Origin of the sequence: Nocardiopsis listeri NBRC 13360, from assembly GCF_001570765.1 — a bacterium.
GTDB lineage: Bacteria > Actinomycetota > Actinomycetes > Streptosporangiales > Streptosporangiaceae > Nocardiopsis > Nocardiopsis listeri.
The window spans coordinates 1-25,152 of the sequence record NZ_BCSH01000097.1; the positions used below are offsets into that span (position 1 = coordinate 1).

General features: G+C 69.0%; 22 protein-coding genes and 1 pseudogene. 8 read left to right on the forward strand and 15 right to left on the reverse strand.

Features of this window, described 5'->3' with window-relative positions; genetic code table 11:
• Window positions 1–408 precede the first annotated feature (408 nt).
• Window positions 409–978 carry a TetR/AcrR family transcriptional regulator gene (locus tag NLI01S_RS23425; RefSeq protein ID WP_067608633.1) on the reverse strand — a complete coding sequence of 190 codons (570 nt, stop codon included), beginning with the start codon at window positions 976–978 and terminating at the stop codon, window positions 409–411.
• A 253-nt stretch (window positions 979–1,231) separates the two neighbouring features.
• On the opposite strand from NLI01S_RS23425, the gene NLI01S_RS23430 reads away from it, so the two are divergent.
• Entirely contained in the window at window positions 1,232–1,879 is a 648-nt protein-coding gene (locus NLI01S_RS23430) for an NAD(P)-dependent oxidoreductase (protein WP_067608636.1), read from the forward strand.
• 142 nt (window positions 1,880–2,021) lie between these two features.
• On the forward strand, window positions 2,022–4,466 hold the full coding sequence (locus tag NLI01S_RS23435; protein ID WP_067608639.1) for a GH92 family glycosyl hydrolase: 2,445 nt from the start codon (window positions 2,022–2,024) through the stop codon (window positions 4,464–4,466).
• Between the two features lie 59 nt (window positions 4,467–4,525).
• Here NLI01S_RS23435 and NLI01S_RS23440 read toward each other — a convergent pair whose 3' ends face one another.
• The 6 genes from NLI01S_RS23440 to NLI01S_RS23465 all read right to left on the reverse strand — a co-directional run bounded on the left by NLI01S_RS23440 (window position 4,526) and on the right by NLI01S_RS23465 (window position 10,766).
• Complete coding sequence (locus NLI01S_RS23440) at window positions 4,526–6,127, reverse strand: AbgT family transporter (protein WP_084392838.1); 1,602 nt, start codon at window positions 6,125–6,127, stop codon at window positions 4,526–4,528.
• Between the two features lie 27 nt (window positions 6,128–6,154).
• A complete protein-coding gene (locus tag NLI01S_RS23445; RefSeq protein WP_067608642.1) occupies window positions 6,155–7,132 on the reverse strand; it encodes an alpha/beta hydrolase family esterase in 978 nt (325 codons plus the stop codon).
• Between the two features lie 221 nt (window positions 7,133–7,353).
• Window positions 7,354–8,094: a creatininase family protein gene (locus NLI01S_RS23450; protein ID WP_084392840.1), complete on the reverse strand. Its 741-nt coding sequence runs from the start codon at window positions 8,092–8,094 to the stop codon at window positions 7,354–7,356.
• Window positions 8,095–8,138: 44 nt separating this feature from the next.
• Window positions 8,139–8,828: a FadR/GntR family transcriptional regulator gene (locus NLI01S_RS23455; RefSeq protein ID WP_067608648.1), complete on the reverse strand. Its 690-nt coding sequence runs from the start codon at window positions 8,826–8,828 to the stop codon at window positions 8,139–8,141.
• A gap of 72 nt (window positions 8,829–8,900) precedes the next feature.
• Window positions 8,901–9,221, reverse strand: coding sequence for a TetR/AcrR family transcriptional regulator C-terminal domain-containing protein (locus NLI01S_RS23460; RefSeq protein WP_067608651.1), 321 nt, complete (start codon window positions 9,219–9,221; stop codon window positions 8,901–8,903).
• 24 nt (window positions 9,222–9,245) lie between these two features.
• On the reverse strand, window positions 9,246–10,766 hold the full coding sequence (locus NLI01S_RS23465) for a fatty acyl-CoA synthetase (RefSeq protein WP_067608654.1): 1,521 nt from the start codon (window positions 10,764–10,766) through the stop codon (window positions 9,246–9,248).
• Between the two features lie 238 nt (window positions 10,767–11,004).
• Between NLI01S_RS23465 and NLI01S_RS23470 the strand changes: the two genes are divergently transcribed.
• Complete coding sequence (locus NLI01S_RS23470) at window positions 11,005–11,928, forward strand: ketopantoate reductase family protein (protein WP_190318568.1); 924 nt, start codon at window positions 11,005–11,007, stop codon at window positions 11,926–11,928.
• Between the two features lie 151 nt (window positions 11,929–12,079).
• On the opposite strand, the pseudogene NLI01S_RS25440 reads toward NLI01S_RS23470, so the two are convergent.
• The 5 genes and pseudogenes from NLI01S_RS25440 to NLI01S_RS23500 form a co-directional block, all read right to left on the reverse strand.
• A pseudogene (locus tag NLI01S_RS25440) lies at window positions 12,080–12,929 on the reverse strand (transposase family protein).
• 220 nt (window positions 12,930–13,149) lie between these two features.
• Window positions 13,150–13,458 carry a hypothetical protein gene (locus NLI01S_RS23485; protein WP_067608663.1) on the reverse strand — a complete coding sequence of 103 codons (309 nt, stop codon included), beginning with the start codon at window positions 13,456–13,458 and terminating at the stop codon, window positions 13,150–13,152.
• A gap of 261 nt (window positions 13,459–13,719) precedes the next feature.
• Window positions 13,720–14,589 carry a carbohydrate ABC transporter permease gene (locus tag NLI01S_RS23490; protein WP_067608666.1) on the reverse strand — a complete coding sequence of 290 codons (870 nt, stop codon included), beginning with the start codon at window positions 14,587–14,589 and terminating at the stop codon, window positions 13,720–13,722.
• Complete coding sequence (locus NLI01S_RS23495; protein WP_067608670.1) at window positions 14,586–15,569, reverse strand: carbohydrate ABC transporter permease; 984 nt, start codon at window positions 15,567–15,569, stop codon at window positions 14,586–14,588. Before NLI01S_RS23495 ends, NLI01S_RS23490 begins: the two co-directional genes overlap by 4 nt.
• A complete protein-coding gene (locus NLI01S_RS23500; RefSeq protein WP_067608673.1) occupies window positions 15,566–16,828 on the reverse strand; it encodes an ABC transporter substrate-binding protein in 1,263 nt (420 codons plus the stop codon). Before NLI01S_RS23500 ends, NLI01S_RS23495 begins: the two co-directional genes overlap by 4 nt.
• Before the next feature lie 388 nt (window positions 16,829–17,216).
• On the opposite strand from NLI01S_RS23500, the gene NLI01S_RS23505 reads away from it, so the two are divergent.
• Both NLI01S_RS23505 and NLI01S_RS23510 read left to right on the forward strand, forming a co-directional pair.
• Entirely contained in the window at window positions 17,217–17,738 is a 522-nt protein-coding gene (locus NLI01S_RS23505) for a hypothetical protein (RefSeq protein ID WP_067608676.1), read from the forward strand.
• Between the two features lie 161 nt (window positions 17,739–17,899).
• A complete protein-coding gene (locus tag NLI01S_RS23510) occupies window positions 17,900–20,512 on the forward strand; it encodes a hypothetical protein (protein WP_067608678.1) in 2,613 nt (870 codons plus the stop codon).
• A gap of 784 nt (window positions 20,513–21,296) precedes the next feature.
• Here NLI01S_RS23510 and NLI01S_RS23515 read toward each other — a convergent pair.
• The gene (locus tag NLI01S_RS23515; RefSeq protein ID WP_067608680.1) at window positions 21,297–22,154 is read right to left on the reverse strand and encodes an SDR family oxidoreductase; all 858 of its coding nucleotides are present in this window, start codon (window positions 22,152–22,154) and stop codon (window positions 21,297–21,299) included.
• A gap of 113 nt (window positions 22,155–22,267) precedes the next feature.
• Between NLI01S_RS23515 and NLI01S_RS23520 the strand changes: the two genes are divergently transcribed.
• From NLI01S_RS23520 to NLI01S_RS23530, 3 genes are all read left to right on the forward strand, one after another.
• Window positions 22,268–22,642: a winged helix-turn-helix transcriptional regulator gene (locus tag NLI01S_RS23520; protein WP_067608683.1), complete on the forward strand. Its 375-nt coding sequence runs from the start codon at window positions 22,268–22,270 to the stop codon at window positions 22,640–22,642.
• Window positions 22,643–22,796: 154 nt separating this feature from the next.
• A complete protein-coding gene (locus tag NLI01S_RS23525; protein ID WP_223809358.1) occupies window positions 22,797–23,039 on the forward strand; it encodes a Scr1 family TA system antitoxin-like transcriptional regulator in 243 nt (80 codons plus the stop codon).
• A 43-nt stretch (window positions 23,040–23,082) separates the two neighbouring features.
• On the forward strand, window positions 23,083–23,220 hold the full coding sequence (locus tag NLI01S_RS23530; protein WP_067608686.1) for a DUF397 domain-containing protein: 138 nt from the start codon (window positions 23,083–23,085) through the stop codon (window positions 23,218–23,220).
• A gap of 68 nt (window positions 23,221–23,288) precedes the next feature.
• On the opposite strand, the gene NLI01S_RS23535 is transcribed toward NLI01S_RS23530, so the two are convergent.
• Together NLI01S_RS23535 and NLI01S_RS23540 are read right to left on the reverse strand one after the other, a co-directional pair.
• A complete protein-coding gene (locus NLI01S_RS23535; RefSeq protein ID WP_067608689.1) occupies window positions 23,289–23,825 on the reverse strand; it encodes an NUDIX hydrolase in 537 nt (178 codons plus the stop codon).
• Window positions 23,826–23,867: 42 nt separating this feature from the next.
• A partial coding sequence (locus NLI01S_RS23540) for a hypothetical protein (protein ID WP_084392842.1) occupies window positions 23,868–25,152 on the reverse strand: 1,285 nt, incomplete at its 5' end.

The following is a 25,152-nucleotide window of genomic DNA, read 5'->3' on the forward strand; positions in this document are numbered from 1 at the left end:
CCCCACCAGCCACCCGAACAACCCCCACCAACCCCAAGAGCCAGAAACCCGAGGCACCCCACGACCTACGCCCACTCCCACCCCAGGCAGCACAAAACCGGCGAAACCCGCGGCTCCCCCAAGATCAATGGGATCACGTAGGCGGAACGGTTCACCACCCCGAACTCTTCACCTGTGGATAACCCACCACTACCAGCAGCAGGCCGTCCCGAACGGTCTTGGGCGCGCAGGTCTTGGGCGCGCAGGTCTTCGGCGTACTGGTCCTCGGCGTACTGGGGTCCGACATACTGCGGCCCGGCGTACTGAACCAGTCCTCGGGATGTCCACACGCATCCTGTGCGTGGCCCGTTCCCGAAAGTCCGGTTCCCTCACGACCCGAACATGTGGGTGCGGCCTTCCGACCCGGGTTCAGTCACGGGGGCGCAGACCACACAGGACCAGGTCGAGGAGGCGGTGGGCGCGCCGTTCCCAGTCCTCGGCGGAGGGGTCGAGCTGGTAGAGGCCGGCCACGGCCAGCAGGACGTCGTCGGCGGTCAGGTCGGCGCGCAGGGTGCCGGCCTCCTGGTTGGCGACGAGCAGGTGTTCGACCGCGTCGGCCACGGGCCCCCGTCCGACCTGGGCGAATCGCCCGTGGGCGGTGGCGGTGCGCAGCACTTCCAAGAGCCCGGCCTTGGTCATGGCGTAGCGGGCGAAGCGTTCCAGCCACAGCCGGAACGCTTCCTGCGGCGAGTGCTCGTCGAGGAGTTCACCGGAGGCGCGGGTGAGCCGTTGCACCTGGTCGCGGTAGAGCTCGAAGACCAGGTCCTCGCGGGTGGGAAAGTGCCGGTACAGGGTGCCGATGCCCACCCCCGCCCTCTTGGCGATGGAGTTCAGGGAGACGTCCCTGGACTCCTCGAAGGCCTCGCGCGCGACCTCCAGCAGACTGGCACGCGTTCGAAGCCCCTGTGCGTGGAGTTGTTCGACACGCTTCGTCGACATGTAGGACCTTCCTACGGCCGGTGCCACGGAGACTTCTCCGCCTCAGCGTATCCGATGTGTCCCCTGTTCAGAGCGGGGTTTTCGGCGAGTGGGAATCCTCGTCACACCGAAGGGGCCTTGTTTGACGGAGGGTTCTCCGGATAAGTTGTAATACGTGGCGGAGACATCTCCGCCACGAGGTCGGCCTCGACCCCCACCCGTACCGGCCCCGCATGACACGACTGGAGCGCACATCTATTCGCAGGGGGCTCCCATGCACGAAACTTCCGTGACCAGCACGATCGGCATCATCGGCGTCGCCGGTGGACTCGCCGAACACATAGCGACCGAGGCCGCCGCGCGCGGCCACGAAGTGACCGCGTTCGTGGACGATCCCGAACGATGGTCCGCGCCCGTCACCGCCGTCCGACGCGCCCCTCGGGACCTCACCCGCCCCGACCTCGCGGAGTTCGACGTCCTGATCAACGCCTACCAGGTGCCCGCCGGCCGCGAACGCGACCACCTCTCGGTCAATCGCCACCTGCTGCTGTTACTGGCCCGTTCCCCGATCCGCCTCATCACGGTCGGCGATCCCGGACCCCTGTTCGCCGACGCCTCTCGCACCTCCATTCACTGGCAGCAGAGCGTCGCCCGCGGTCCCCGACGCAAGGCCGGCCGCACCATGGAGCGGGTCTTCTTCCTCTACAAGATCAACCGCGACGTGCTCTGGACCTACCTGGCGCCGCCGATCGAGCTGGTCGGCGACGGTGAACGCACCGGCCACTATCGGGCCGGCGGCGACGTCCTTCTCACCGACGAACAGGGCCGCAGTCGGATCAGCAAGGCCGACTACGCGGTCGCGATGGTGGATGAGGTGGAGGCCGGCGCCCACCCGAGGCGGATGTTCACCGTCGCCGCCTGAGCGGTCCGGTGGCGAACTCTCACGGGAGGGTGACCGAGCGGGGAAGCCTCGGGGAAATCCCGTTCCGTCGCGTCCGGGGGTCTGGGCGCGGGCCACGGGATGGGGGACACTTCCCTGACCCGCCACCACGTAGAGGATCCCGATGCCCCCTTCCTCCCGTACGCCCCGTGCCCTGCTCGCCGCGCTGTGCACGCCGCTCCTCGCCCTCAGCCTGATCGCGCCCTCCTCCACCGACGCGTCATCCCCCGCCGCGAACTCCGGGTCCGTACCCGACCTGGTCACCGACCCGGTCGGGTACGTGGACCCGTTCGTCGGCACCGCCGGGGGAGGCAACACCTACCCCGGTGCGGTGCGTCCGTTCGGGATGGTCTCCTGGAGCCCCACGACGACCCCCGGCGACCAGACCGACACCGGCGCCGCCAACGGCTACCACTACGACACCACCCGGGTGCGCGGCTTCGCCCTCACACACGTCAACGGGGCCGGTTGCCACCCGGGCGCGGCCGGGGACCTGCCGATCATGCCGGTGACCGTCCCGGTGGACTCCTCCCCCAGCGCCGACACCACCGACGAGATCTACGCGAGCGACTTCGACCACGGGGACGAGTCCGCCGAGCCCGGCCGTTACACGGTGACCCTGGCCAATGGGGTGCACACCGACCTGACCGTGACCGATCGGGCCGGGGTGGGCGAGTTCTCCTTCCCCGAGGGCGACCCGGCCACCCTGCTGCTGCGCACCTCCAACTCGCTCAACGGCAGCGAGGAGGCCGAGATCAGCATCGACAAAGAGGCCGGGACGGTCTCCGGATCGGTGCTCACCGGCTCCTTCTGCGGCCAACGCGCCAACGGCGGAGAGAACAACCGCCGTTCCTACTACCGGTTGCACTTCACCGCGAGCTTCGACACCGACTTCAGCGAGGTGGGCACCTGGGAGGACGACGAGCTCATGCCCGGGGCCACCACCGCCTCCGGTGGCGAGGGCTACGATCGTGACGCTCGCCGGGGCCGTGGTTCGGGCGGCTACGTGTCCTTCCCCGAGGGGTCGACCGTGCAGATGCGCGTGGGGGTCTCGTACGTGAGCGCCGAGGGCGCCCGGGCCAATCTGGACACGGAGGTCGAAGGCGACGCCACCGTCGACACGGTGGCCGAAGGGGCGAGCCGGGCCTGGAACGAACGGTTGGGCGCGGTCGCGGTCGGCGGCGGGAACGAGGACCTCTACACCGAGTTCTACACGTCCCTGTACCACTCGCTGCTCCAGCCCAACCTGGTCAGTGACGTGGACGGGCACTACCCCGGGATGGACGGCGAACCTCAGCGGATCGTCGACGGCCAGGGCGCCCAGTACTCCAACTTCTCCGGGTGGGACCAGTACCGCGCCCAGATCCAACTGTCGGCGCTGTTGGAGCCGGAGGTGACCGGGGACTTCGCGCAGTCGTTGCTGAACTTCTCCGAGCAGAACGGCCACGTGTGGGATCGATGGGTGCACGTCAACGGCCCCACCCACGTGATGACCGGCGACCCGTCCGCGATCACCCTGGCCACGTTCGCCGCGATGGGGGTGGACGGCTTCGACGCCGAGTCCGCCTACGCGTCGTTGCGGGCCCAGGCCACCGAACCGCATCCGGACGGGTTGTCCGACGCGGGTTGCCCGGGTCAGTGCGAGGGGCAGCGCCCGAACCTGGAGCGCTACCTGGAGTTGGAGTACGCCCCGCACGACGACTGCCACTGTTGGGGCGGGGCGGCCGAGACCTTGGAGGGTGCCGTGGCCGATCATTCCCTGGGTCAGTGGGCGCGGCGTCTGGGACTTGCGGAGGACGCCGAGATGTTCGCCGATCGGGGCGGATACTGGCGCAACGTCTTCGACCCGCGGGCCACCGAGGACGCGGGGTACATGCGGGCTCGCAACGGCGATGGTTCCTGGGTGGGGCCCTTCGATCCGGCGTCGGGGACCGGGTTCGCGCAGGGCACGGCGGCGACGTACACGTGGATGGCGCCGCACGACGTCGGTGGTCTGGCCGAGTCGATGGGCGGGCGCGAGGTGGCCGCCGAGCGATTGGACGGGTTCTTCCGCACGCCCGACGGCGAGTGGTCGGTGGGCGGCGGTGACCCGCTTCGTTACGATCCCACCAACCAGCCGGGGTTGCATGCGCCTTGGCTGTACAACGGGTTGGCGCAGCCGTGGAAGACCCAGGAGACGGTGCGGGAGATCATCGCGTCCCAGTACGGGACGGGGCCGGCGGGCCTGCCGGGCAACGACGACCTGGGGACCATGTCGGCCTGGTACGTGTTCGCGTCGTTGGGGTTGTTCCCGCAGGCGCCCGGGCGCGGTGAAATGCTGCTGTCGAGCCCGGTCTTCACCCACGTCCGTCTGACCCCGCCAGGGCGCGGGCCGATCACCATCAGCGCCCCCGAGGCCGGCCCGGACTCGGTGTACGTGCAGGGGGTACGCCTGGACGGGGACGAACATGGCGCCTCGTGGCTGCCGGAGTCGTTCCTGGAGGAGGGCGGACACCTGGAGTTCGACCTGGGCACCGAGGCCGACACCACGTGGGCGACGGCACCCGAGGAACTGCCCGTGGATCGTTGAACGCGGGTCTCCGGCCCCGACGGTGTCGTGACACCGTCGGGGCCGGAGCGTGTGCCGGGTCAGCGCACCGGGGCGCCGGGGCCGAGCGGGACGCCCAGGGCCCACCAGGCCAGGAAGAGCAGGGTCCAGACCACGGTCATGCCGATCGCCAGCGGCAGGGTGTAGGAGGCCAGGGTGCCGATCCCTGCGCTCTTTCGGTACTGCTGCAGGAACCCGAGCGCCATCACGAAGTAGGGGCTCATCGGGGTGATGGCGGTCGATCCGGAGTCGGCGATCCGGAACAGCGCCTGGGTGGTCTCGGCGGGCACGTCGATGAGCATGAGCATCGGCACCAGGACGGGCGCGCAGATCGCCCACATCGCCGAACCGCTGGTGATGATGATGTTGATCAGGCTCAGCAGCACCAGGATGAACAGGAACAGCACGACCACCGGGATTCCGCTGGTCTGCAGGGCCTCGGCCGCGCGGACCGCGATCACGTCACCGATGTGGGTCCAGTCGAAGTAGGCCAGGAACTGGGCGATGGCGAAGAACAGGACCAGGACGGGCGCCATCTGCTTGATGCCCTGGACCATCAGCGCGGGCACGTCGCCGGGCTTGTCGATGGTGCCGACGCGGTGGCCGTAGACGATGCCGACCAGGCCGAACAGCAGCGCCACCAGCGCGCCGACCCCGGTGAGCAGCGGCGACTCGGCCAGACCACCGTCCTCACCGCGCAGCGGGGAGCCCTGCGGGACCACGATGGCGATCAGGACGATCAGGGCGAGCACCAGCGCGACCAGGGCGCGGCGCAGTCCGGAACGCTCGGCGTCGCTCAGGTGCAGCGAACCGATGTTCTCCAGGTCCGCGTCCGGGTCGGGGTCCAGGTCGGGCCGCTTGGCCAGGACGAACTTGGTGATCACGGTGATGACCGTGGCCAGCACCACCGAGGAGGCGATGTTGAAGTACCAGTTGCTCAGCGGCGAGACGAAGGCCCCCGGGTCCACGACCTGGGCGGCGGCCGTGGTGATGCCCGCGAAGATGGCGTCGTTGGGGGTGGGGATCGGACTGGCGTCGTAGCCGGAGGCGATGGCGGTGTAGGCGACGACCACACCGAGGATCGGTGAACGTCCGACGGCGCGGAAGGCCAGTCCGCCGAGGGGGACGAGGATGATGTAGGCGGCGGCCGAGGCCACGTGGGACATCGTTCCGGCGAAGGCGACCGCGAACACCACCCAGCCGGTGGGGACACGGGAGACGCTGACCCGCATGAGCGAGGACAGGAACCCGCTGCGTTCGGCGACCGCCACACCCATGATGACCGCGACGATGGTCGCCATGGGCGGGAACGCGGCGAAGTTGTCGATCATCGTCGACAGGGCCATCGCCATGCCCTCGCCGCTGAACAGGTTGCGGACCACCACGGTCTCGCCGTCGCTCGGGGAGACCACGGAGACGTCGAGCCCCGCCATGATGGCGCTGGCCACTCCCAGGATCGCGGCGAGGATCCAGAACAGCCAGAACGGGTGCGGGAGCGCGTTGCCGACCCGTTCGATCACCGCCATGGCGCGGATGATGCGCGGTAGCGGGACGTCGTTGCCCGTGGTCGGGTCGCCGGCGTGGTCGGAACCGGTGGGATCGGGACCGGTGGCGTCGGGGCCGCCGGAGGTGGATCGGGACATGGGGTACTCCTGGGCTGTGCGTGCGGGTCAGACGAGGGGCAGGCGGAAGCGGCTCATGAACCGCCACATCTCCTCGTGGGCCTCGATGGTCCGGGTGGTGTGGCCGCCGCCGCTGTAGGAGTCGGCGCCGGGCCAGGTGTGTCCGCCGCCCTCGATGGCGACGTGTCCTACCGCCGCTCCCGGCGCGCAGCCGGTCCAGCGGTACTCGATGACGTCGGGATCGACCCTTCGCGCGCGCGGGTCGGGTCGGCAGTCGCCTGCCTCGGCCCGTTCGGCGTTCCAAGTCGGAAGGTCGGGTAGGCCGCGTTCGGGGTCTCCGGTGTAGGGGATCGTGGCGTCCTCGGTGCCGTGGAAGGACAGGGTGGGGACCGGGCGCTCGGGCTCGCAGTCCAGGTCGTGGGGGTAGAGCGCCGGGGCGACCGGGGCGATCGCGGTGACCCGGTCGGCGGCGGCGCAGGCCAGGAGCGCAGTGAAGCCACCGCCGTTGGACTTGCCGGTGGCGTAGACGCGTGCGCGGTCCACGCACAGATCGGACTCGACGGTGTCCAGGAGGTCGTGGGTGAAGGCGACGTCGTCCACACCGGGCGCGGAGTAGGGGGCGCCCTGCCAGGCCTGTCGGTCGCCGTCGCCCTGACCGATCACCCCTTCGGGGTAGACGACGACAGCGGGCAGTTCGGAGAGTCCGGAGAACTCCTCGGTTCCGGCGCCGGTGTTGCCCCGTCCGTGGAAGGCGAGGACGACGGGCCAGGCACGGTGTTCGTCGTAGTCGTCGGGCAGGTGGAGCCGGTAGGAGCGCTCCAGGTCGCCGCTGGCCAGGGAGTGTTGGACGCTCTGCCCGGGTTCTTGGGGCGGCGGACTCGCGCAGCCTTGGGATCGGTGCGGGGTCGGGGTGGCGGGGGCCGGGGTGTCGGCGGCCTCGGCGGTGGAGGTGCTCGACAGGATCAGGGCGGGTAGGGCGAGTGCGATCGTCAGGCGGGCGAGGGGTCGTCGGTGCGGGCGACTCATGATGTCCTCTTCCGTCGGTGTGCGGACGCCTCGGGGGCGTTTTCGGGTACGGCTGATGGACCCTCGGCCGTCGCGAACGCGACCGGGGGCCTGTGGATTCGGTCGGTACCGGGCCCGCGGCGGTGGCGGGTCCGGTCGGTGGAGCCCCTTGGGGCCCGGTGGGTTTCAGCGAGGGGGCCGGTCCGCCTTGGTGCGGCGGATCGGCCCGTTCAAGGGCCGGGTCAGGCCTTGAGCCACTCCTCGACGAACTCGGTGATCTCGGCGACGACGCGGTCGACGATGGCCGCGCCGTCCTCGGCGGTGGCCCGGGCGGGGTCGCCCAGGACTCCGTTGGCGCTGAGTCGGTCGTAGCGCACCTGGAGGGTGGGGTGCCCGGGACGGCGGGCGAGTCGGGGCAGCGCGTCGAGTTCGGACAGGTTCCTGGTGCCGGGGGCGAAGCGGTCGGTGTGGACCAGGTCGGGTGCCAGGTGGAGCATCTGCGAGGTCTCGGCCTCACCGCAGTGGCCGTGGACCTCGCTCTTAGGCATGCGGGCGACGACGTCGGCGGCGATGGAGGTCAGGGGCGACCACGCGAACTCGAGGTCGGGCAGCTCCGCCAGCAGGTCCTGGGCCAGGGTGGTCAGGGCCGCGTTGTTGCCGCCGTGTCCGGTGACGACCAGGACCTTGCGCCATCCGTGCGCGTACAGCCCGTCCAGGTACTCGCGCAGCACGGTGCGGAAGGTGGTCACGGACAGTGTGAGGGTGCCGGCGAAGGCGACGTGGTGGGGTGAGACGCCCACCGGCAGGCTCGGGCCGATCACGGCCCGCCCGGCAAGGCGTGCGGCCACGCGATCGGTCACCGCCTCGGCCCTGACCAGGTCGGTGGCCAAGGGCATGGCGGGACCGTGCTGCTCGAATGCCCCGGCCGGCAGGATGACGACCGGACTCTCGGTGACGGCCTCGGCCGCCTGCTCGGTGGTCATGTCGGCGAGGTGATGGGGGCGTGGCGTGTGGGATCTGGAAGCGCTCATCGGTTCGCCGCCTCGCGCGAAGCGGCCGCCACGGCGTCCCTGATCGCGGTCAGGTGTTCGCGGGTGAGGCGTTCGGCGGCCTCGGCGTCCCGGTCCTTGACCGCGGTGTAGATCTCCATGTGCTCGGCGTGGTCGCGTTCGCGGTCGTGGTAACGGTGCCTGATCTCGACCTGTTCGCGTGAACGCACGAAGAGCAGCGCCTCGACGGTCTCCCGCAGCAGGGTGTTACCGGTGGCGGCGGCGAGCGCCACGTGGAAGTGCACCGGCGCCTCGGCGTCGAAGCGGGGCGGGTGCAGGGCGTTGACGGTGGAGCGTTCGATCTGGGCCAGTCGCTCGTCGTCGCGCACACGGGCGGCCGTGGCGACGATCGGCGGTTCCAGGACCAGACGGGCCTCGGCCAGTTCCAGGACCGAGTCCTCGCTCTCCCTGGGCAGGTGCGGGTTGACCAGGAGGGTCCGACTGAATCCGGCGCCCACGTAGGTTCCCGAACCGTGCCTGAACTCCACGACGCCGGTGGCCTCCAGCCGGCGCAGCGCCTCGCGCACGGTCGGGGTGGTGACGTCGAATCGCTGGGCGAGTTCGCGAGAGGAGGCCATGAGGTCTCCGGGTGCCAGGTTCTCCTGGCGGATGATCTCCACGATGTCGTCCGCGAGCCGCTCGGACAGGGAGGGCGCGTTCTTGTTCATATAGTGACTAAATCACTTAGTCTGTTGGTGCGTCAAGTCACACCCGCTCTCCTCCTTGGAACGATCCGCACGTCAGAGGGTTCCGCCCTCCGTTCGGCCCTCCACGACGCGTTCGGCGACGCGCTGTTCGACCCCGTCCAACAACCATGCCAGGGCACGCTCGAAGACCCCCACCATGGCGAGGGCCTCCTCGGCGTCGAGCCCGGTGCCGTCGAAGACGCGGATGGCCGAGTCGGTCCACGCGAAGGCGTGGGGGCCGAGGAACGGGCCGGAGGTGATCTCGATCAGCCAAGGGCGTGCGCGGAAGGAGGCCAGGTCCTCACGGGCCCAGGCCTGGACCTTCTCCCGCCAGGCCCCCGGGCGGGTGCGCGGGAGCGGCGCCGACGTCCCCACGACGGCGAACCGGGGCTGAGGTCCTCAGTCGCGCAGTTCGCGTTTGAGGATCTTGCCCGAGGCGTTGCGGGGCAGCTCCGTCACCACCCGCACCGTCTTGGGCACCTTGAACGGGGCCAGCCGCGCCCGGACGTGCTCGACGAGCGCCTCGGGAAGCTTGTCGGTGTCGACACCCGGCGCGGGCACCACGAAGGCGGTCACCGCCTCGATCCACTTCTCGTCGGGCATCCCCACCACGGCGGCCTCGACCACCTGGTCGTGGGCGAAGAGCACGTCCTCGATCTCCCGGGAGGCCACCATCACGCCACCGGTGTTGATGACGTCCTTGATCCGGTCCACGATCTCGATGTAGCCCTCGGCGTCGGCGCGCACCAGGTCACCGGAGTGGAACCAGCCGCCTCGGAACGCCTCCGCGGTCTCCTCCGGTTTGTCCCAGTACCCCTGGCACAGCTGTGGGGAGCGGAAGACCAGCTCGCCCAACTCTCCCGGGACGACGTCGCGGTCCTGCTCGTCGACCACCCGAAGTTCCACGAACAGGACGGATCGTCCGGCGGAGGCGGGGCGGTCGACGTGCTCCTCGGGGCGCAGCACGGTGGCCAGCGGCCCGATCTCGCTCTGCCCGAAACAGTTGTAGAACCCCAGCTCGGGCAGGGTCGAGCGGAGTCTCTCCAGGACCGGCCCGGGCATGATCGAGGCCCCGTAGTAGGCCTTGCGCAGGCTGGACAGGTCGCGGTCGGCGAACTCGGGGTGACCGGCCAGGGCGACCCACAGGGTCGGCGCGGCGAAGAACGCGCCGTGGCGGTCGGTCTCGATCCGGCGCAGCAGGTCGGTGGGGTCGGGTGCCTCCACCAGGGTATTGGTGGCGCCCACCGCCAGCCACGGCATGAGGAAGACGTGCATCTGGGCGCTGTGGTAGAGCGGCATCGCGTGCAGCGGATCGTCGTCGGCGTCCAGGTCCAGGGCGACCAGACACGACAGGTATTCGTGGACCAGGGCGCGGTGCGTCATCATGGCGCCCTTGGGTCGGGAGGTGGTCCCGGAGGTGTAGAGCAGCTGCACCAGGTCGGTGTCGACGACCTCCACGTCCAACACCGGAACCGGCCCGTCGGAGGCGTCGGACAGCAGTGACCCGGCACCGCCGCGCAGCTCCAGCACCTGTTCGATCCCGGTACGCGAACGCAGCCCGTCGACCGCGGACCGCAGCGCCGGGTCGGTCAGCACCATGCTGCTGCCGGACTGTTCGAGCAGGTAGGCCAGCTCCTCGCCCTGGAGGGCGAAGTTGATGGGCACGTGCACCAGCCCGGCACGGGCACAGGCCAGGTAGCCGATGAGGTAGGCGTCGGAGTTGCGTCCGTAGGCGGCGATCCGGTCGCCCTTGGTCGCGCCCAGCCCCAGGAGGCGGGCGGCGGCGCGGGTGACCGCGTCGTCGAGTTCGGTGTAGGTCCAGGTACGGTCCTCGAAGACCAGGGCGGTGCGGTCGGGGGTTCTCGCGGCGCTGCGGTGGAGGATGTCGTCCACGCGGCTGGAGGTGGTCGAAGTGGTCATGGCACCTGCTCTTCCCAAGGTCGCGGCCCGAGGGTCGGGGCCCTCGGCACGGATCCCATCCTGTTGTCCCTCCACCCGCGTCCGCAAGGGTCGACGTGTCCGAATACTCCGACCTCGGAACGGGCCCGATTCGCCTGAGACGGGGTCGTCCACAGGCGGGACATTCGCTCTTGCGGCGGGGTGTCCCATCGTCATACCTTTTTGCCTGGTTCAGCGAGTTCGACGGAGCGGGAGCGGCATGAGGATCCTTGTGGTGGGCGCCGGGGCGGTCGGCGGATACTTCGGTGCGCGGCTGGTCAAGGCCGGGCGGGACGTCGACTTCCTGGTGCGGCCGGCCCGCGCCGAGCTGCTTCGCGAGCGGGGTCTGGTGCTGCGCACGGTGGAGGGCGAGACCGAGAGCGTGCCCGTGCGCGCCGTCACCGCCGGCGAACTCACCCCCGAGTACGACGTGGTCCTGCTGGCGGTCAAGTCCTACGGGCTGGAGGGCGCCGTGGCCGACCTGGCCGGGGCGGTGGGGCCACGGACCGTCGTGGTGCCCTTCCTCAACGGCATGCGGCACCTGGACGTGCTCACCGAACGCTTCGGCGAGGACCGCGTCTACGGCGGGGTGAGCATGGTGATGACGCGGCTGGGTGAGGCCGGGGAGATCGTCGAGGTCGGCAAGATGGGCGAGCTGATCTACGGTCCGCTGGGGTCGAGCCCGGTGGTGGGACTCGACCAGGTGCACAAGGCCCTGGACGGGGCCGGTTTCACCGCTCGGGCGGTCGAGGACATCCGTCAGCGGATGTGGGACAAGTGGGTGTTCCTGGCCGGTCTGGGCGCCGTCACCTGTCTGATGCGCGCCCCCATCGGTCGGGTCAACCGGGCCCCTGGCGGATCGGAGTTCAGCACCGCGATGCTCGCCGAGTCGATGGCGGTGGCCACCGCCGCCGGGTTCCCACCGAGTGAGCACATCCGGGCCTTCGCCGAGAAGACCGTCGGTGACACCGAACGCGACACGTCCACGTCCATGTACTGGGACCTGACCCATGACAACCCGGTGGAGGGCGACCACATCGTCGGCGACCTGGTGAGGCGGGGCCGGGAACTGGGTGTACCCACTCCACTGTTCTCGCTGGCCCACACGCACCTGAGCGTGTACTCGGCCGGCCGCGGTGACTGACCTCGCCTTCGATCCCGTCCCTCACCGCGGCGACCTTTTCGCGAACCCAGAGCACTGACAGCGTCACCCTTGGTAGTTTTCCCCTGTTCGGCGCACCCCGCCCGGACGCTCCGAGGAGAGGAAGACCCCATTGAGGTGATCCCAGCGAGTTTCACGTCAGGCGTCCACGTTCGAAATCTGTGAGCACGAGAGCGGCTCTGGCGATGTCCCCGATCTTGCTGGGGCCGGCAGTGATGTGCTGCAAGCATCGCCACCGCTGAGTCAGCAGCGCGAACCCGCGCTCGCCCAGACAGCGCACACCCCGCTGGAGTCTGTTCAGGGTGCGGTTGTCCAAGGCCAGTGGCGGCCCCTGGCTCGGCTGTTTCATGGGGGTGGTGACACCGATTCCCGCACCCTCGTACCCCAGGTCGGCCAGCGTGGGCAGGCCCTTGGCCGCGAAGGCGTAGAGCGTGCCGAGCACATGGGGACGGGCCGCGGGTAGGTCGTTGACCGATCCGGGCTCGACGTCGCTGAGGAAGAGCGGAAACCCGTCTGGTTCCGAGCCTCTAAAGAACCCGGCACGGAACGCCTTGGAGATTGCCGCCGTGGTGATGGGCCTTGCCCGAGTACCACAGATCGATGCTCTTTCCTTTGACGCTCATCGTCTTGGCCGAGCAGCGGTCGGCGGGAATCACCGTGCCGTCGAGCACCAGGTGGGGCACGCCCCTGGCGTGGGCGTGGTGGAGTGCATCGTGCAGGTCAGGGGCTTGGTCGGCCAGGACAGCGGTGGCTTTGTCGATGTAGCGGTAGCCGGTGGATCGGCCGATGCCGTGGTCGCGGGCCAGGGTGGCGGGGTCGGCCCCCTCCCGGAAGTGGCGCAGAGCCATGACCGCCTGGTGGAAGCAGGTCAGGGCACGGGTGCCCTTGCGGGTGCCGAGCAGCTTGCGTTCGGCGGCCAGGAGACGAGAGAGGAAGAGAACGACTTCCCTGGGGACGTCGAGGGTGACACGATAGGTGATCACGTGGAGCCTTTCACGGTAGCCCGGCAAGATTCGACACCTCGCCTTCTACCTGGGGCTCCACGTCTCTGTCTACCGAGTGGCCATTCCTTCCTTCGTGTTCTTTTTGCCGCTTTCGTCCCACTTTAAAGTCGCTGGGATCACCTCAATCGGCCGAGAACAAAGGGATAAAATACGCCATGGGCCCATGGCGCGGTCCATCCCTTTTCTTCGGTTTCGAAGGTCACGCCACCGAGAAGCCGAACAGTCCGCTGGGCGGCGCGTGCCACCCACGGTCCGACTCCACGGTCACCCCGGGCCCGGCGCACCGGGGTCCGGCGTGCAGGCTCACGTCCGTGTCGGTCAGGTTGACCAGGACGTGCGCGGTGGCGGGGAGGCGCACACAGTCGTTCGACGCGGGGTCGGCGTAGCGCACGCGGTCCTCGAACTCGGTCGTGAAGACCACGACCTCACCGGTGGCAGCGTGAGCGGGCGCCGCACCCAGAAGAAGGCTCCCCAGAACCAGCGCGGCCACGGCGGAAGGAATCCTCATTCCACCTTTCTTTCGCATTTCGTGCACGTTTCACGGAAACAATCCCCTCACTCACGCGCGATACGGAGGGCGGTCAGGAAGACCCTCTCCGAAGCAGGGGTTCCGCGCGAGACCGATACCCGCACGGGCGGTTTCGGTCCACCGATCGGCGACGAATAAAACCACGATGAGGCGACCACGGGAATTCACATTCCCCTTTTTTCCTGACGAAAAGGACAACGGGCGTCGCCTCCCTTGTCGGAGACGACGCCCGTGTGTGGATCAGCCCTTGAGCGCCCCGGCCATCAGGCCGCGCATGAAGTAGCGGCCCAGGACCAGGTAGACGATCAACGTCGGCAACGACGCCAGGACCGCCGCCGCCATCTGTTGGTTGTAGGGCACCACCATCGACCCGGCCACGTTGTTCAGCTGCACCGTCACCGGCCAGCTGTTGGGACCGGTGAGGAAGACCGCGAACAGGAAGTCGTTCCAGGCGGAGGTGAACTGCCAGATCAGCGTGACCGCGAAGGCCGGTGCCGACACCGGCAGCACCACCGACGCGTAGGTGCGCAGCATGCCCGCACCGTCCACCCTGGCCGCCTCGATGAGCGTCTGGGGGATGCTCGCGTAGTAGTTGCGGAAGATGAGCGTGCAGATCGGGATGCCGTAGACGGTGTGCGCCAGGATCAGCGGCAGCACCCCGCCCATGAGGTTCGCGCTCACCAGCATCTGTTGGAGCGGGATCATCACCGCCTGGTAGGGGATGAACATCCCGAACAGGAACAGCGTGAACACCGTGTCCGCGCCGGGGAACCGCCAGCGCGCCATGACGAACCCGTTCATGGAGCCGAGCACCGCCGAGATGACGGCGCTGGGCACCGCGACCAGGACGCTGTTGTACATCCCCGGGGCCAGGGCCTCCCAGGCCGTGGCCCAGCCCTCGACGCTCCAGACCTGCGGCAGGGACCAGGCCCGGGCCGCGGTGGCCTCCTCGAAGGGCTTGAACCCGGTCACCAGCAGTACGTACATCGGCAGCAGGAACAGCACCGCCAGGGCGAACAGGACGGTGAACTTGACCGCCTGTCCGCGCCGCGTGGTGCCGGCGACCCCGCCGCCGGGCGCGATCACCCGTTCGGGTGCGCTCTGGGTCATCGGCCCTCGCTCCGTTCCTTGCGCACGGTCCACACCAGGTAGGGGATGACGAACACCGCCACCGCGAACAACAGGTAGGAGGCGATGGTGGCTCCCTTGGCCGGGTCACGGACCTCGAAGACCATCGCCCACATGTACACGGCCGGGACGTCGGCGATGATCTGTTGCCCGGCGATCGCGATGATCAGGTCGAACACCTTCAACGACATGTGGCCCAGGATGATGATCGCGCTGAGCAGGACCGGCCGCAGTTGGGGCATGACCACGTGCCGGTACACGCCCCATTCGGAACATCCGTCGACGCGGGCCGCCTCGCGCAGGTCCTCGGAAACACCGCGGAAGCCGGCCAGGAACAGCGCCATGATGTACCCGGCCAACTGCCAGATCGCGGGCAGCGCCATGGCCGCCATGCCCAGGTCCGGCGCGGTCCACCAGTCGTTGACCAGGAAGTCCAGGTTGAAGTGGACGAACAGCGCGTTGAGCCCGGTGGCGCGTTCGGCGGGCGCGGGGTTCATCAGCCAGCGCCACACCACACCGGTGGCGATGAAGGACACCGCCATCGGTGCCAGGAACAAGGTGCGAAAGACCGCCTCGCCGCGGATGCCCTTGTCCAGGAGCAGTCCCAGCAGCCAGCCCATGAACAGCGCGCCGCCGACGAAGACCACGGTGAAGACGATCGCGTTGCCCACGGCCGCCGGCCAGCGGGCCTCCTGCCACAGGGCCACGAAGTTGACGAGGCCGACGAACTCCCCGTCCTGGACGGGCGCGTGCTTGTCGCTGAGCGCCAGCCGGGTGTTCCATCCGATCATGCCGTAGACGAACACCCCGATGAGCAGGATCGACGGGGAGACCAGCAGGAGTCCCGGCAGCCAGGTGCGGGCACGGTTCAGCGCCCGAGGGACCCTGCTCGGGCGCGCGGGCGCGGTGGTGGGCCCGGGGTCGCGCCGTGCGACCCCGGGCGGGTTGTTCGAGTTGCTCATTCGGACTGCGCGGCCTCGTTCAGTGCGGCGTTGAACGCCTCGGTGTCACCGTCGCCCAGGTACAGGCCGACGGCGGTGTCGATGTCGTTCTTCCAGCGGTTGCCGACGGTCACGCCGTGCCAGAAGGAGCCCGCGAGTTCGGGGCCGGACTGCCATTCCTCCAGCGCCGACTCCAGGTAGGGGCTGTCGGCGTAGCGGGCCGGGTCGGCGTCCTCACGTGCGGGGATCGAACCCTTGAGCACGTTGAAGGTGTCCTGGCCCTCCTGGCTCGCGACCAGTTCCAGCCAGGTCATCGCCGCTTCCTCGTTGGGCGCTCCCTCCGGCAGGGTGAAGCTGTCGGAGAGCCACATGTAGGTGCCGTCGGTACCCGGCGACGCGGCCCAGTCGTAGTCCTCGCCGGGGAGCGCTCCCAGTTCGTCGAAGTAACCGGCGGCCCAGTCCCCCATGATGTTGAAGGCGGCCTCGCCGTCGGAGACACGACGCGCGGCCTCCTGCCAGTCCTCGGCCGCCGACTCCTCCTGGGTGTACTCCATGATCTCCTCGAAGGTGCCCAGGGCGTCGGCGACCTCGGGGGTGTCCCAGGAGGCGCCGGGTTCCCACAGCGCGTTGTAGCCCTCGGGGCCCAGTGAGGCCAGCAACACCGACTCCAGCAGGTGGGAGACGGTCCACTGCGCGCCCACCGCCATGGGGATGACGTCGGTCTCCTCCGAGACCGCCTCCAACGCATCGAGGAGTTCGTCCAGGGTCTCGGGTGGGGCGTCCACCCCGGCCTCCTCCAGCACCGTGGGGTTGAACCACATGACGTTGGAGCGGTGGATGTTCACCGGAACCGAGTAGACGGACCCGTCGTAGGTGATCTGTTCGACGAGCTGGTCGGGCAGTGCGTCGTGCAACCCTTGTTCGTCGAAGAAGTCGTCCATCGGGGCCAGGTACCCGGCCTCGATGTAGTCCTGGAGTTCGGCCCCGGCGTGTCCTTGGAAGGAGTCCGGCGGGTCCTGACTCTGTAGGCGCCCCTCCAGGACGGCCTGGGCGTTGGTGCCCGAACCACCGGCCACCGCCGCGTTGACGAACTCGACGTCGGGGTTGTCCTCCTCGAACTGCTCGATGAGGGCGTTCAGGCCCGCCTCTTCACCGCCGCCGGTCCACCAGGAGAACACCTCGACCTGGTCACCGCCGCCATCACCGCCGTCGCCACACGCCGAAGCCATGAGCACCAGACCCAGTGCCCCCGCCGCGACCGACCACCGTCGTGCACGCATGAGTTGTCCTCTCGTAGGGGCGGGCCGTCCCACGACCGCTTCCCGCCCCTGGTGTCCCACATCACAGAAGTTGACTGCGGTGCCATCTTTCGCATCAAGGTCGATCAGGGTCAAGAGGCGGACGAATCCGAATCCGAGGCGTGACCTGACAGGACGCTCGGTTATCGAGACAAAGCATCATGGGTCTCTCGATACCGCCCCGATCGGAGCCTTGGACCACTCAGACGGAAGGGGCATGGTCGGGAAGGTGTCCGTAAGACACGCCGAAGCCGAGCCCACATCACGAACGGCACCCAGGCCCACCTGACCTGTGCTCTCCCCCGCGTCGGCGTCACCACGCACCCGAACCGGCCCACCTCGGGGGCACGAACCTTGGCACAATCGCGGCATGTCCGCCATCGACAGAGCCACCACACCACGACTGGCCGCCCTGCCGCTGACCGCCCTGCTGCTGACCTCGTGCGGCGCCGACGGCGGTGCCGTGGGGGCCGTGGCCACCGGCCACTTCTCCGCCCGGCACCACTTCCCCGTCATCCTGATCGATTGGTGCGGGGACAGTCCTCCCGCCCGCATCGACCTGTCCTCACAGGAGCACCGGTGGCGGCTGACCGCCAACGAGGAGTTCTCGCAGAGCCCGGTGGAGGTGGACCTGTCCGCCCCCGGCGAGGCCTGGGACATCACCGACGAATCAGGGGCTCCCGCCTACCGGGTCGTCCCCGAGGGCGCCGACACCGAGTACACCCTGGGCGTGACCTCGGCGAAGGGGACCGAGGAGGACCGGGAGAACGACATCGCGTCCCTGCGCTTCGACACCGACACCCTGGCCGCCGAGGACGGGGTGCTCCTGGGCACCCACGAGAGCGACGAGGGAACCGTCATCAGTCCCGACGACTTTCCGCCGGAGTGCTGAGTCCGAAACGTCCTCGGACGAAGGATCGCCCACCGCCGAAAAGGGAACTCGCACCCCACAAGTCCCACCCATGACCTGCGCACCACGCTTGGTCGCGATCGTGCGACCAATAATCGGAACCGCCCTGATGAGGTCGCCTCGATCGGTACATAATGTGCCCCATGCGCGAAGCGGGGAAGAAGACCCGGATCGCCTTCGGCGCGATCCTCGCGGGTGTCCTCACGGCCGGCCCCTTCCTCTTGGACGGGGAGGCCATCACACCCGGTGGCGAACCCGCCGTGTGGGTCGCCGCGGTCGCGGTGGCGGCCTACACGGCCTGGACCGTCGTGGTCCCGCGCCGGTCGCCGCGGGCTGGTCCCGATACCAAAGACCTCCCACGAGAGCCGGCGGACCTCGGGCCACATCACCCCGGACCCGCACCGGCCCACCCGCTCCGTTCCGCCTTCACCTCGCCGGACGAATCCGCCCGAGCGGGTTCCCTCCACGACATCGACGCCGTGTTCGAGGATCTCGACCGCCCCCGCCTGCTCGTGCTGGGCGAACCCGCCTCCGGCAAGTCCCACCTGGCCAATACCCTGGCCCGACGGCTCGCCCGACGCGACCGCGAACGGCACGCGCTCGTCCTGGACCTGGGCGCCTGGAACCCCGAGTCCAACGAGGACGTGGCCCTGCACACCGCCCGGACCGCCCGCCGCGGACTCCATCCCGGCACCGATCCGCCCTCGGAGCCAGAACTCCACACGCTCATCCACCAGGGGCGGGTCCTGGTGGTACTGGACGGGTTGGACCGGGTCCGACCGGCCTGGCGACCCACCGCCCTGGCCGCGATCGAGGACTTCGGCACCCTCGGCGCCCCTGTGGTCCTCACCTGTCGCACACGAGAGTTCGCCGCCCTCGAACGGCTCTCGCCCCACGCGTTGCCCGGCTTCGCCCGGATCACGCTCGCCCCGGTCGATCCCTCCGAAGCACTCCACCTCCTCGCCGACACCGACCCCGCCCCGGGCACCACCGTCGACGAGCCCCGGTGGGCGCCGGTCGCGGAGCGGCTCGAACACCACCGCCGCGGCCCCCTCGCCCGCGCGTTGCGCTCGCCCTTGGCCCTGGACCTGGCCCGCGTCGTCCACCGCTCACCGGCCGCCGAACCGGCCGAACTGGCGCAGGTCGCCGAACGCTCCTCCCCGCTGCGCCACCTGGTCCACGAACGCCTCCGGCAGGCCTTCGATGACGACGACACCGACCCGGAGCGCGCCCGCGTGTGGGCGACGCACCTGGCCTACCACCTGTACTCCACCGGTCGGCAACGCTTCCACTGGTGGCGCATGCACGTCGGGCTCCTCCCCCGGTGGTTCACCCACGCCCTGCTGCCCACCCTGACATCGGTGACCATCGCCGCGCTCGCCACCCCGATCCTGGGCACGGGCACCGTCGGCGCCTCCCCCGAGTCCCCCCTCGCGCTGGCCACGCTCATCGTCCTCGGTGCCCTTGGCGTGTTCTCCCCGTTGTGGCGCAACACCGACATGTGCACCGAGGGGCATCCCAAGGACAACACCCAAGGGATGGAGTGGGATCGTCCCGCGCACGCGCTGTCGGCCCTGACGTACGGAACCCTCGTCGGCGTCGCGGTGATCGGCGGAGTGATGGGGGCACTGTCGGGCGCCCTGTTCGGTGTCGTGCTCGGGTTCCTCCAGGCCTGGCTGAACCGGCCCCGCGGCGGTCCCCCGATCGACGTCGGACCCGGCGACGCACTGACCGCCGCCCTACGCCTCGGTCCAGGGTTCGGTCTGTTCGGCGGGGTGTGCTTCGCCCTCGCCGCCTGGGCCGTCCCGAGCGTGTCCGGTCCCCTGTCGGTCGCCTGTTCGGCGTTCCTGGTGTGCGCGCTCACCGGTGCCCTGCCGTTCGGGCTGTGGCCCTGGTTCCGGTTTCGGGTGAGCCACCTGCTCCTGGCCGCGCGCGGGCGGCTGCCCCTGCGGCTGGACCGGTTCGTCGACCGGCTCGGTGAGGCCGGCCTGGTGCGCGGGCATGGGCCGACCTGGTGGTTCCATCACCCCCTGGTTCGCGACCACCTCGCCGACGACGTCGAGATCGCCCGGCTGACCACGCACGTCCAGAGCCTGTACGGGGCGGCGGGGCAGGGCGGCGACCCCCAGGGGCGGCGCCTGGACGAGAGCGTGGAGCTGCACAACCTCGTCGAGTTGTACGCCGAGCGCGGTGACGTGGAGGCGCTGCACCGGTTGGTCACCGAACGGGAGAGGCCACCGCCGAGGTCAGGTTGGCCGACGTGCTCAGCGGATTCGGTGAACGCGAACGGCTGCGCGACCTGGCGCGCGAGGGCAGCCACCCGGCGCGCATCCGGTGGGCCGACGACCTCGTCGAACGCGGCGAACTCGACCAGTTGCGGCTGCTGGCGGCCACCGGTGACCACGCCGTCACCGAACGGTTGGCCGACGCACTGGCCGCCCAGGGCGACACCGTGGAGTTGGCCGCCATGGCCGACCGCGGCGGGTGGGAGGGCCCGGCCGCCCAGGTCGCGCGGCTGCCGACCCTGCACCATCTGCCGGACGGAGCACTGTGGACCGCCGCGTACGCGCTGGAGCGGTTGGGACCCTCGGCCCTGGCCGACGCGCCCCGCTGGTACGCCGCGCACGGCCTGGCGACGTTGCTGGCCGAGCGCGGCGACCTGGAGGGGCTGGCCGCGCGTGCGGACGAAGGCGACTGGTGGAGCGCCGAACGGTTGGCGTCCTCACTCACCGAGGAGGGGAACCTGTCGGCGTTGACCACCCGCTCGGAGCGGGGTGACTGGTGGTCGGCCCAGCGTCTGGCCCCGGCGCTCATCACCCGCGGGGACCTGGCCGGCGCCGCCCGGGTCCTGGAGTCCTACCAGGTCAAAGAGCACTGTTGGGCGTTCCTGGGCCAGGCCGACCTGCATGCCCGCGCGGGCGACACCGAGAAGGCCGTCCAGGTGTTGGAGGAGATCAAGGACAGCCACCGCGTACAGGTCGGCACGCACCTGTGGAGCATCGACGCCAAGATCATCGACCTGCACCTGAGCGAGGGCAGGCCGGAGGCGGCCCTGTCGGAGCTGCGTCGTCAGGCCGACCGTGGGCGCGAGTGGGCCGGACGCCGGCTCGCCGTGGTCCTGCGCGACCTGGGCCGATGGCAGGAGTTGGAGCGGCGCGCCAAGCAGGGCGACGCGGGCGCGGCGTTGACCCTGGCCGACGTCCAGACGGCCGATGGGCACCCGGAGCGTGCGCTGCACACCCTCGAACTGGGCTTCGATCACCGCGCCGAGGAGATCGGCGCCGCGCTGGCCGACGCCTACGCGCGCCTGGGGCGGGTGCGCCGGCTGCGACGCCTGGCCCGCGACGACGCCAGGGCCAGGCGGCGGTTGGCCCGCCACCTGGCCGAGGTGGGGCGGGTCGAGGAGGCCATCGACCTGCTGCGGGGACGGGGCGCGCCAGGGCCGAACGCGAGGCCGACACCTCCCGGCTGCTATTGGAACTCCACCGCTCCCGCACCGAGGCCCCCGCCTGACCGGGAAAACCGGACCGACCGGACGGGTCAGGCTTGGGCGCGCAGGGTCTCCACGATCGGGGTGGTGGGTCGGCCGATCAACTTGGCGAGCAGACCCGGATCGGCCCACAGCTCACCTTCGCGGGTGGCGACCTCCAGCCCGGCCACGAACTCCACGGTGCCCTCGTCCATACCGGCGCCGGTGAGCACCGCCCGGAACCCCTCGTCTCCCAGGTCGCGGTAGGCGACCTCGCGACCCAGGACCTCGCCGATGGCCACCGCCAGGTCGGCGTAGGTCCAGGCCTGGTCGCCGACCAGCTCGTGCACGGCGCCGACGTGCGCGGCGGGGTCGAGCAGGACCACGGCGGCAGCCTCGGCGTAGTCGCGGCGCGAGGCGCTGGACACGCGCCCTTGGCCCGCGCTACCGACGACGGCGCCGTGCTCGCGCGCCTGCTCCAGCCGGTCGACGTAGACCTCGCTGTAGAAGCCGTTGCGCAGCAGGGTGTGGGGCAGACCGGACTCGGCGAGGATCTGCTCCGTCGCCTTGTGTTCGGGGGCCAGGGACAGCGTGCTCCGGTCGGCCCGAAGGACGCTGGTGTAGACGAGGTGACCGACTCCGGCCTCCTTGGCGGCCTCGATGGCGTTGCGGTGCTGGGGGACGCGCTTGCCGACCTCGCTACCGGAGACCAACAGAAGTGTGTCGGCCCCGGCGAAGGCGGCGCGCAAGGATGCGGGGACATCGAAGTCGGCGCGCGTGGTGATGACGCCGTGTTCGGCCAGGTCGGCCAACTTGGTGGTGTCACGGCCGGTCGCGGTGATCTCACCTGCGGGCAGGCCCCGCTCCAGGAGCGATTCGACGACGAGGCGGCCCAGGTGGCCGGTGGCACCGGTGACGACGATGGACATGCTGTTCCTCTGTTCTGTGAGGGTGGTGGACGGTGTGTCCTGTCGATCGACAACGACACCGTTAAGCAGCACATTCCTCTGGTTGGGTACGCACCTTTTGGTAAGTTGGGACCATGAGCGAACCCGAGGAACCGAAAGGCCGACGCGAACTCCCCGTGATCGGGGGGCGGATCCTGAGCAGCGACTGTCCCTCCCGCACCCTGATCCGCGACGTCACCGGCAAGTGGGGCATCCTGGTCCTGGTCGCCCTGTCCGAGGGGCCGCGCCGGTGGAGCGAACTGCGCCACGGCATCGCCGTCATCAGCGAGAAGATGCTCGCCCAGACACTGCGCGTCCTGGAGGCGGACGGCCTGGTCTACCGCGACTCGCGCCCGGTGGTCCCGCCCCACGTGGAGTACGGACTGACCGCCCCCGGCGAAGAGGTGACCGCGTTGCTCATCCCCCTCCTGGAATGGGTCGGCGAGTACGCCGAGCAGCGGGAGGAATGAACGTCTTCCCGCCGGACGAACGGGTTCGATTCCCGTCGCTCACCCCAGACCCGAAGGGCCCTGATCTGAAAAGGTCAGGGCCCTTCGGCGTTACCAGAGACCGGTCAGGTCGCCAGACTCAACCAGGTACGCACCGCGGCGGCCAGGTCATCGAATACAACTCGCCCGTGTCGCTGACTTGGCCACCAACGAACGCTTGACCGTGCAGATGAACCCCACGAATCCACCTCGTCATGCGGGAAACTCAGGACCTCGTCGCATCATCACCACGTCGGACGATCCCGAGGTGGTCTACATGGAATCAGCCGAAGAGGGCCGAATCATCACCGACTCCGCTGGTACCTTTCGAAGCCGGTTGCTGTTCACCTCTCTCCAAGGGGCCGCCCGCGACCCGTAGGAGACCTTGGAGGCCATCCACGACGAGATGAGGAAGATCGAGGATGAGTAACTGGCACAAGAGCAGCTACAGTGGCGGGTCGAACGAGTGCGTCGAAGCCCGGGAACACCAGGCCGGAGCCGACGCACGGGACACCCGGAGCAAAGAACTGGGCTACCTGGCCTTCGGGCCGACCGAGTAGGCGAACCTTATCAACATGTTCCCTCGCCGTAGCTAAACCCTGTGTGAAGCACTGGCCTCTCGCTCCGGTTACCGGCCGCTGACTTCGGTTACATAAAGGTAAAGAAGCGCGTTCATGGAGGTGCCGCTGACCAGTTCGCGTTTACTCACCAGGTCCGGGATTCGCTCGACCGGTACCCAGTCCAGGCGTTCGGCTTCCCAGTCCTCTTCGGGTTCACCGATGTACTCAGCGCTGTCAGCAACGAAGATGTGGTGCTCGCTGTCGGAGAGGCCGCTCGAGGGCTGGGTGTACAGCAGCGGACGCAAAAGCCCCGGACGCCATCCGGTCTCCTCTTCGACTTCGCGCGCGGCGGCGTCCTTGGGGAGCTCGCCTTCTTTGATGCCGCCAATGGGGATCTCATAGCCCCAGGTGTCGGTGATGAAGCGATGACGCCACATGAGTAGAACGTTCCCCTGACCATCGAGTACAGCGGCCCCGGCACCGGGAGCCGAGCGGATGACCCGGTGAGCCAGGTGTCTACCTCCCGTGATCTCCACGTCCGCGAGGCGGATATCGAGCCACTGGTCGGTGTAGAGGGGTTTTTCCGAGTGAACGGTCCAACGCATGCGTTGCCTCCCTGAGGGTCGCGGTCTGCAACCATCAGGCAATCACAGTTGCAACATGAGTTGTGCATCCGCCTGTTCGATGAAGTCCCGTATCTCTGGTTCCTTACTGCGACGTGCGAAAGCGTCTCGGACGGATCTCACCCGGTCATTCAGCCGGACGGATTCCATACCGCCGACACGCCTGAGCATCTCCCAAGCTGCGGGGAGCGCCTCGTCCACACGCGACCGCTGAATCCGGATGAGGGCAAGCCCTGCGTAGCGGTGGACCTGCCCACGAGTGTGGGCGAGGTTCGCGGTACGCACTGATTCGGCTGCGTACTGCTCAGCAGCGGTGAGATCATCGAGTTGGCGCAGTGCCTCGGAAAGCTGAGTCTCCACGAGCCCCACCTGTACGTAGCTCGTCTCATCAGGTTCCTCGGCCAAACGGATCAGACCCGCAAGCTTCTCCGCCTGCGCCATGTGAGCGCGGCAGGACGAGTGATCGCCCAAGCGCGCGAACGCTCGTGACTGCATGGTGTAGAGGTCAGCCTTCAGAGCTGGCGAAAGGCCACCCCTCGTACCGTTCAATGCCGTGTTCGCGTACTGGACCACGCGCTGGTACTGCCTCATGCTCATGGCCTGGTTCGACATGAGGGCGATCACGTATCCTCCCAAACTGCGATCACCGGATGCCTTGGCCATACGCAGTGCCTGGAGGAAGTACCGCTGTGCCAGAGCCTGCCGAGAAGCGTCATATGCGCACACCCCCGCGAGCGCTGTCAGGCTCCCTGCTGTCTGGAACAGTTTTCGGCCCACCGCATCGCTGTATGAACCATGAAGTAAGACCGGCGCCACCTGCTGCGACAGGAAGGCAGAGATTCGTCCGCGAACCGGGATGCCTCCCACCAGTCGGTACATTTCCTGGTATCGCTGGCGTGCCATCTGAAAACGGACCAGGTCAGACACCCCGACAGCGTGTTTTCCCTTCTTGGCCACATCCATATCACCAGAAGAGTTCTCCCACTCGAAAACTGGAACGATCGCTTCTGCCCCGTGCAAGGGTTCCGCGGAGACGAGGAAGCCAGGGTGTTTGGTGTCCTGTGACCAAAGCGCGTTCGCGTGGTTGACAGCACCTTCCAGGTTGTCGGCCTTCTGATATGCGTGACCCGATGTCCGCATACCGATATCGGTCAGCACGATTGGGCGATTGAGTTCCTGGCTCAGGATCGTGCAGATGACCTCGGGAGCCTGACGCCTGGGCACTGCACCGTCTCTGATCCAGCGTGCGACGGAGGCGTGATCGTACCGTGTACCGAGCTGCTGATTCATTCGGGAGGCCAGACCAGGA

Excerpts from the sequence above, each read along its gene's own strand:
- NLI01S_RS23470 (WP_190318568.1), top strand. The coding sequence starts at position 11,005 with ATGAGGATCCTTGTGGTGGGCGCCGGGGCGGTCGGCGGATACTTCGGT.
- NLI01S_RS23510 (WP_067608678.1), top strand. The coding sequence starts at position 17,900 with ATGCGCGAAGCGGGGAAGAAGACCCGGATCGCCTTCGGCGCGATCCTC.
- NLI01S_RS23485 (WP_067608663.1), bottom strand. The coding sequence starts at position 13,458 with ATGAGGATTCCTTCCGCCGTGGCCGCGCTGGTTCTGGGGAGCCTTCTT.
- NLI01S_RS23500 (WP_067608673.1), bottom strand. The coding sequence starts at position 16,828 with ATGCGTGCACGACGGTGGTCGGTCGCGGCGGGGGCACTGGGTCTGGTG.
- NLI01S_RS23440 (WP_084392838.1), bottom strand. The coding sequence starts at position 6,127 with ATGTCCCGATCCACCTCCGGCGGCCCCGACGCCACCGGTCCCGATCCC.
- NLI01S_RS23535 (WP_067608689.1), bottom strand. The coding sequence starts at position 23,825 with ATGCGTTGGACCGTTCACTCGGAAAAACCCCTCTACACCGACCAGTGG.
- NLI01S_RS23515 (WP_067608680.1), bottom strand. The coding sequence starts at position 22,154 with ATGTCCATCGTCGTCACCGGTGCCACCGGCCACCTGGGCCGCCTCGTC.
- NLI01S_RS23450 (WP_084392840.1), bottom strand. The coding sequence starts at position 8,094 with ATGACCACCGAGCAGGCGGCCGAGGCCGTCACCGAGAGTCCGGTCGTC.
- NLI01S_RS23455 (WP_067608648.1), bottom strand. The coding sequence starts at position 8,828 with ATGAACAAGAACGCGCCCTCCCTGTCCGAGCGGCTCGCGGACGACATC.
- NLI01S_RS23490 (WP_067608666.1), bottom strand. The coding sequence starts at position 14,589 with ATGACCCAGAGCGCACCCGAACGGGTGATCGCGCCCGGCGGCGGGGTC.
- NLI01S_RS23430 (WP_067608636.1), top strand. The coding sequence starts at position 1,232 with ATGCACGAAACTTCCGTGACCAGCACGATCGGCATCATCGGCGTCGCC.
- NLI01S_RS23520 (WP_067608683.1), top strand. The coding sequence starts at position 22,268 with ATGAGCGAACCCGAGGAACCGAAAGGCCGACGCGAACTCCCCGTGATC.
- NLI01S_RS23495 (WP_067608670.1), bottom strand. The coding sequence starts at position 15,569 with ATGAGCAACTCGAACAACCCGCCCGGGGTCGCACGGCGCGACCCCGGG.
- NLI01S_RS23445 (WP_067608642.1), bottom strand. The coding sequence starts at position 7,132 with ATGAGTCGCCCGCACCGACGACCCCTCGCCCGCCTGACGATCGCACTC.
- NLI01S_RS23435 (WP_067608639.1), top strand. The coding sequence starts at position 2,022 with ATGCCCCCTTCCTCCCGTACGCCCCGTGCCCTGCTCGCCGCGCTGTGC.
- NLI01S_RS23505 (WP_067608676.1), top strand. The coding sequence starts at position 17,217 with ATGTCCGCCATCGACAGAGCCACCACACCACGACTGGCCGCCCTGCCG.
- NLI01S_RS23530 (WP_067608686.1), top strand. The coding sequence starts at position 23,083 with ATGAGTAACTGGCACAAGAGCAGCTACAGTGGCGGGTCGAACGAGTGC.
- NLI01S_RS23425 (WP_067608633.1), bottom strand. The coding sequence starts at position 978 with ATGTCGACGAAGCGTGTCGAACAACTCCACGCACAGGGGCTTCGAACG.
- NLI01S_RS23465 (WP_067608654.1), bottom strand. The coding sequence starts at position 10,766 with ATGACCACTTCGACCACCTCCAGCCGCGTGGACGACATCCTCCACCGC.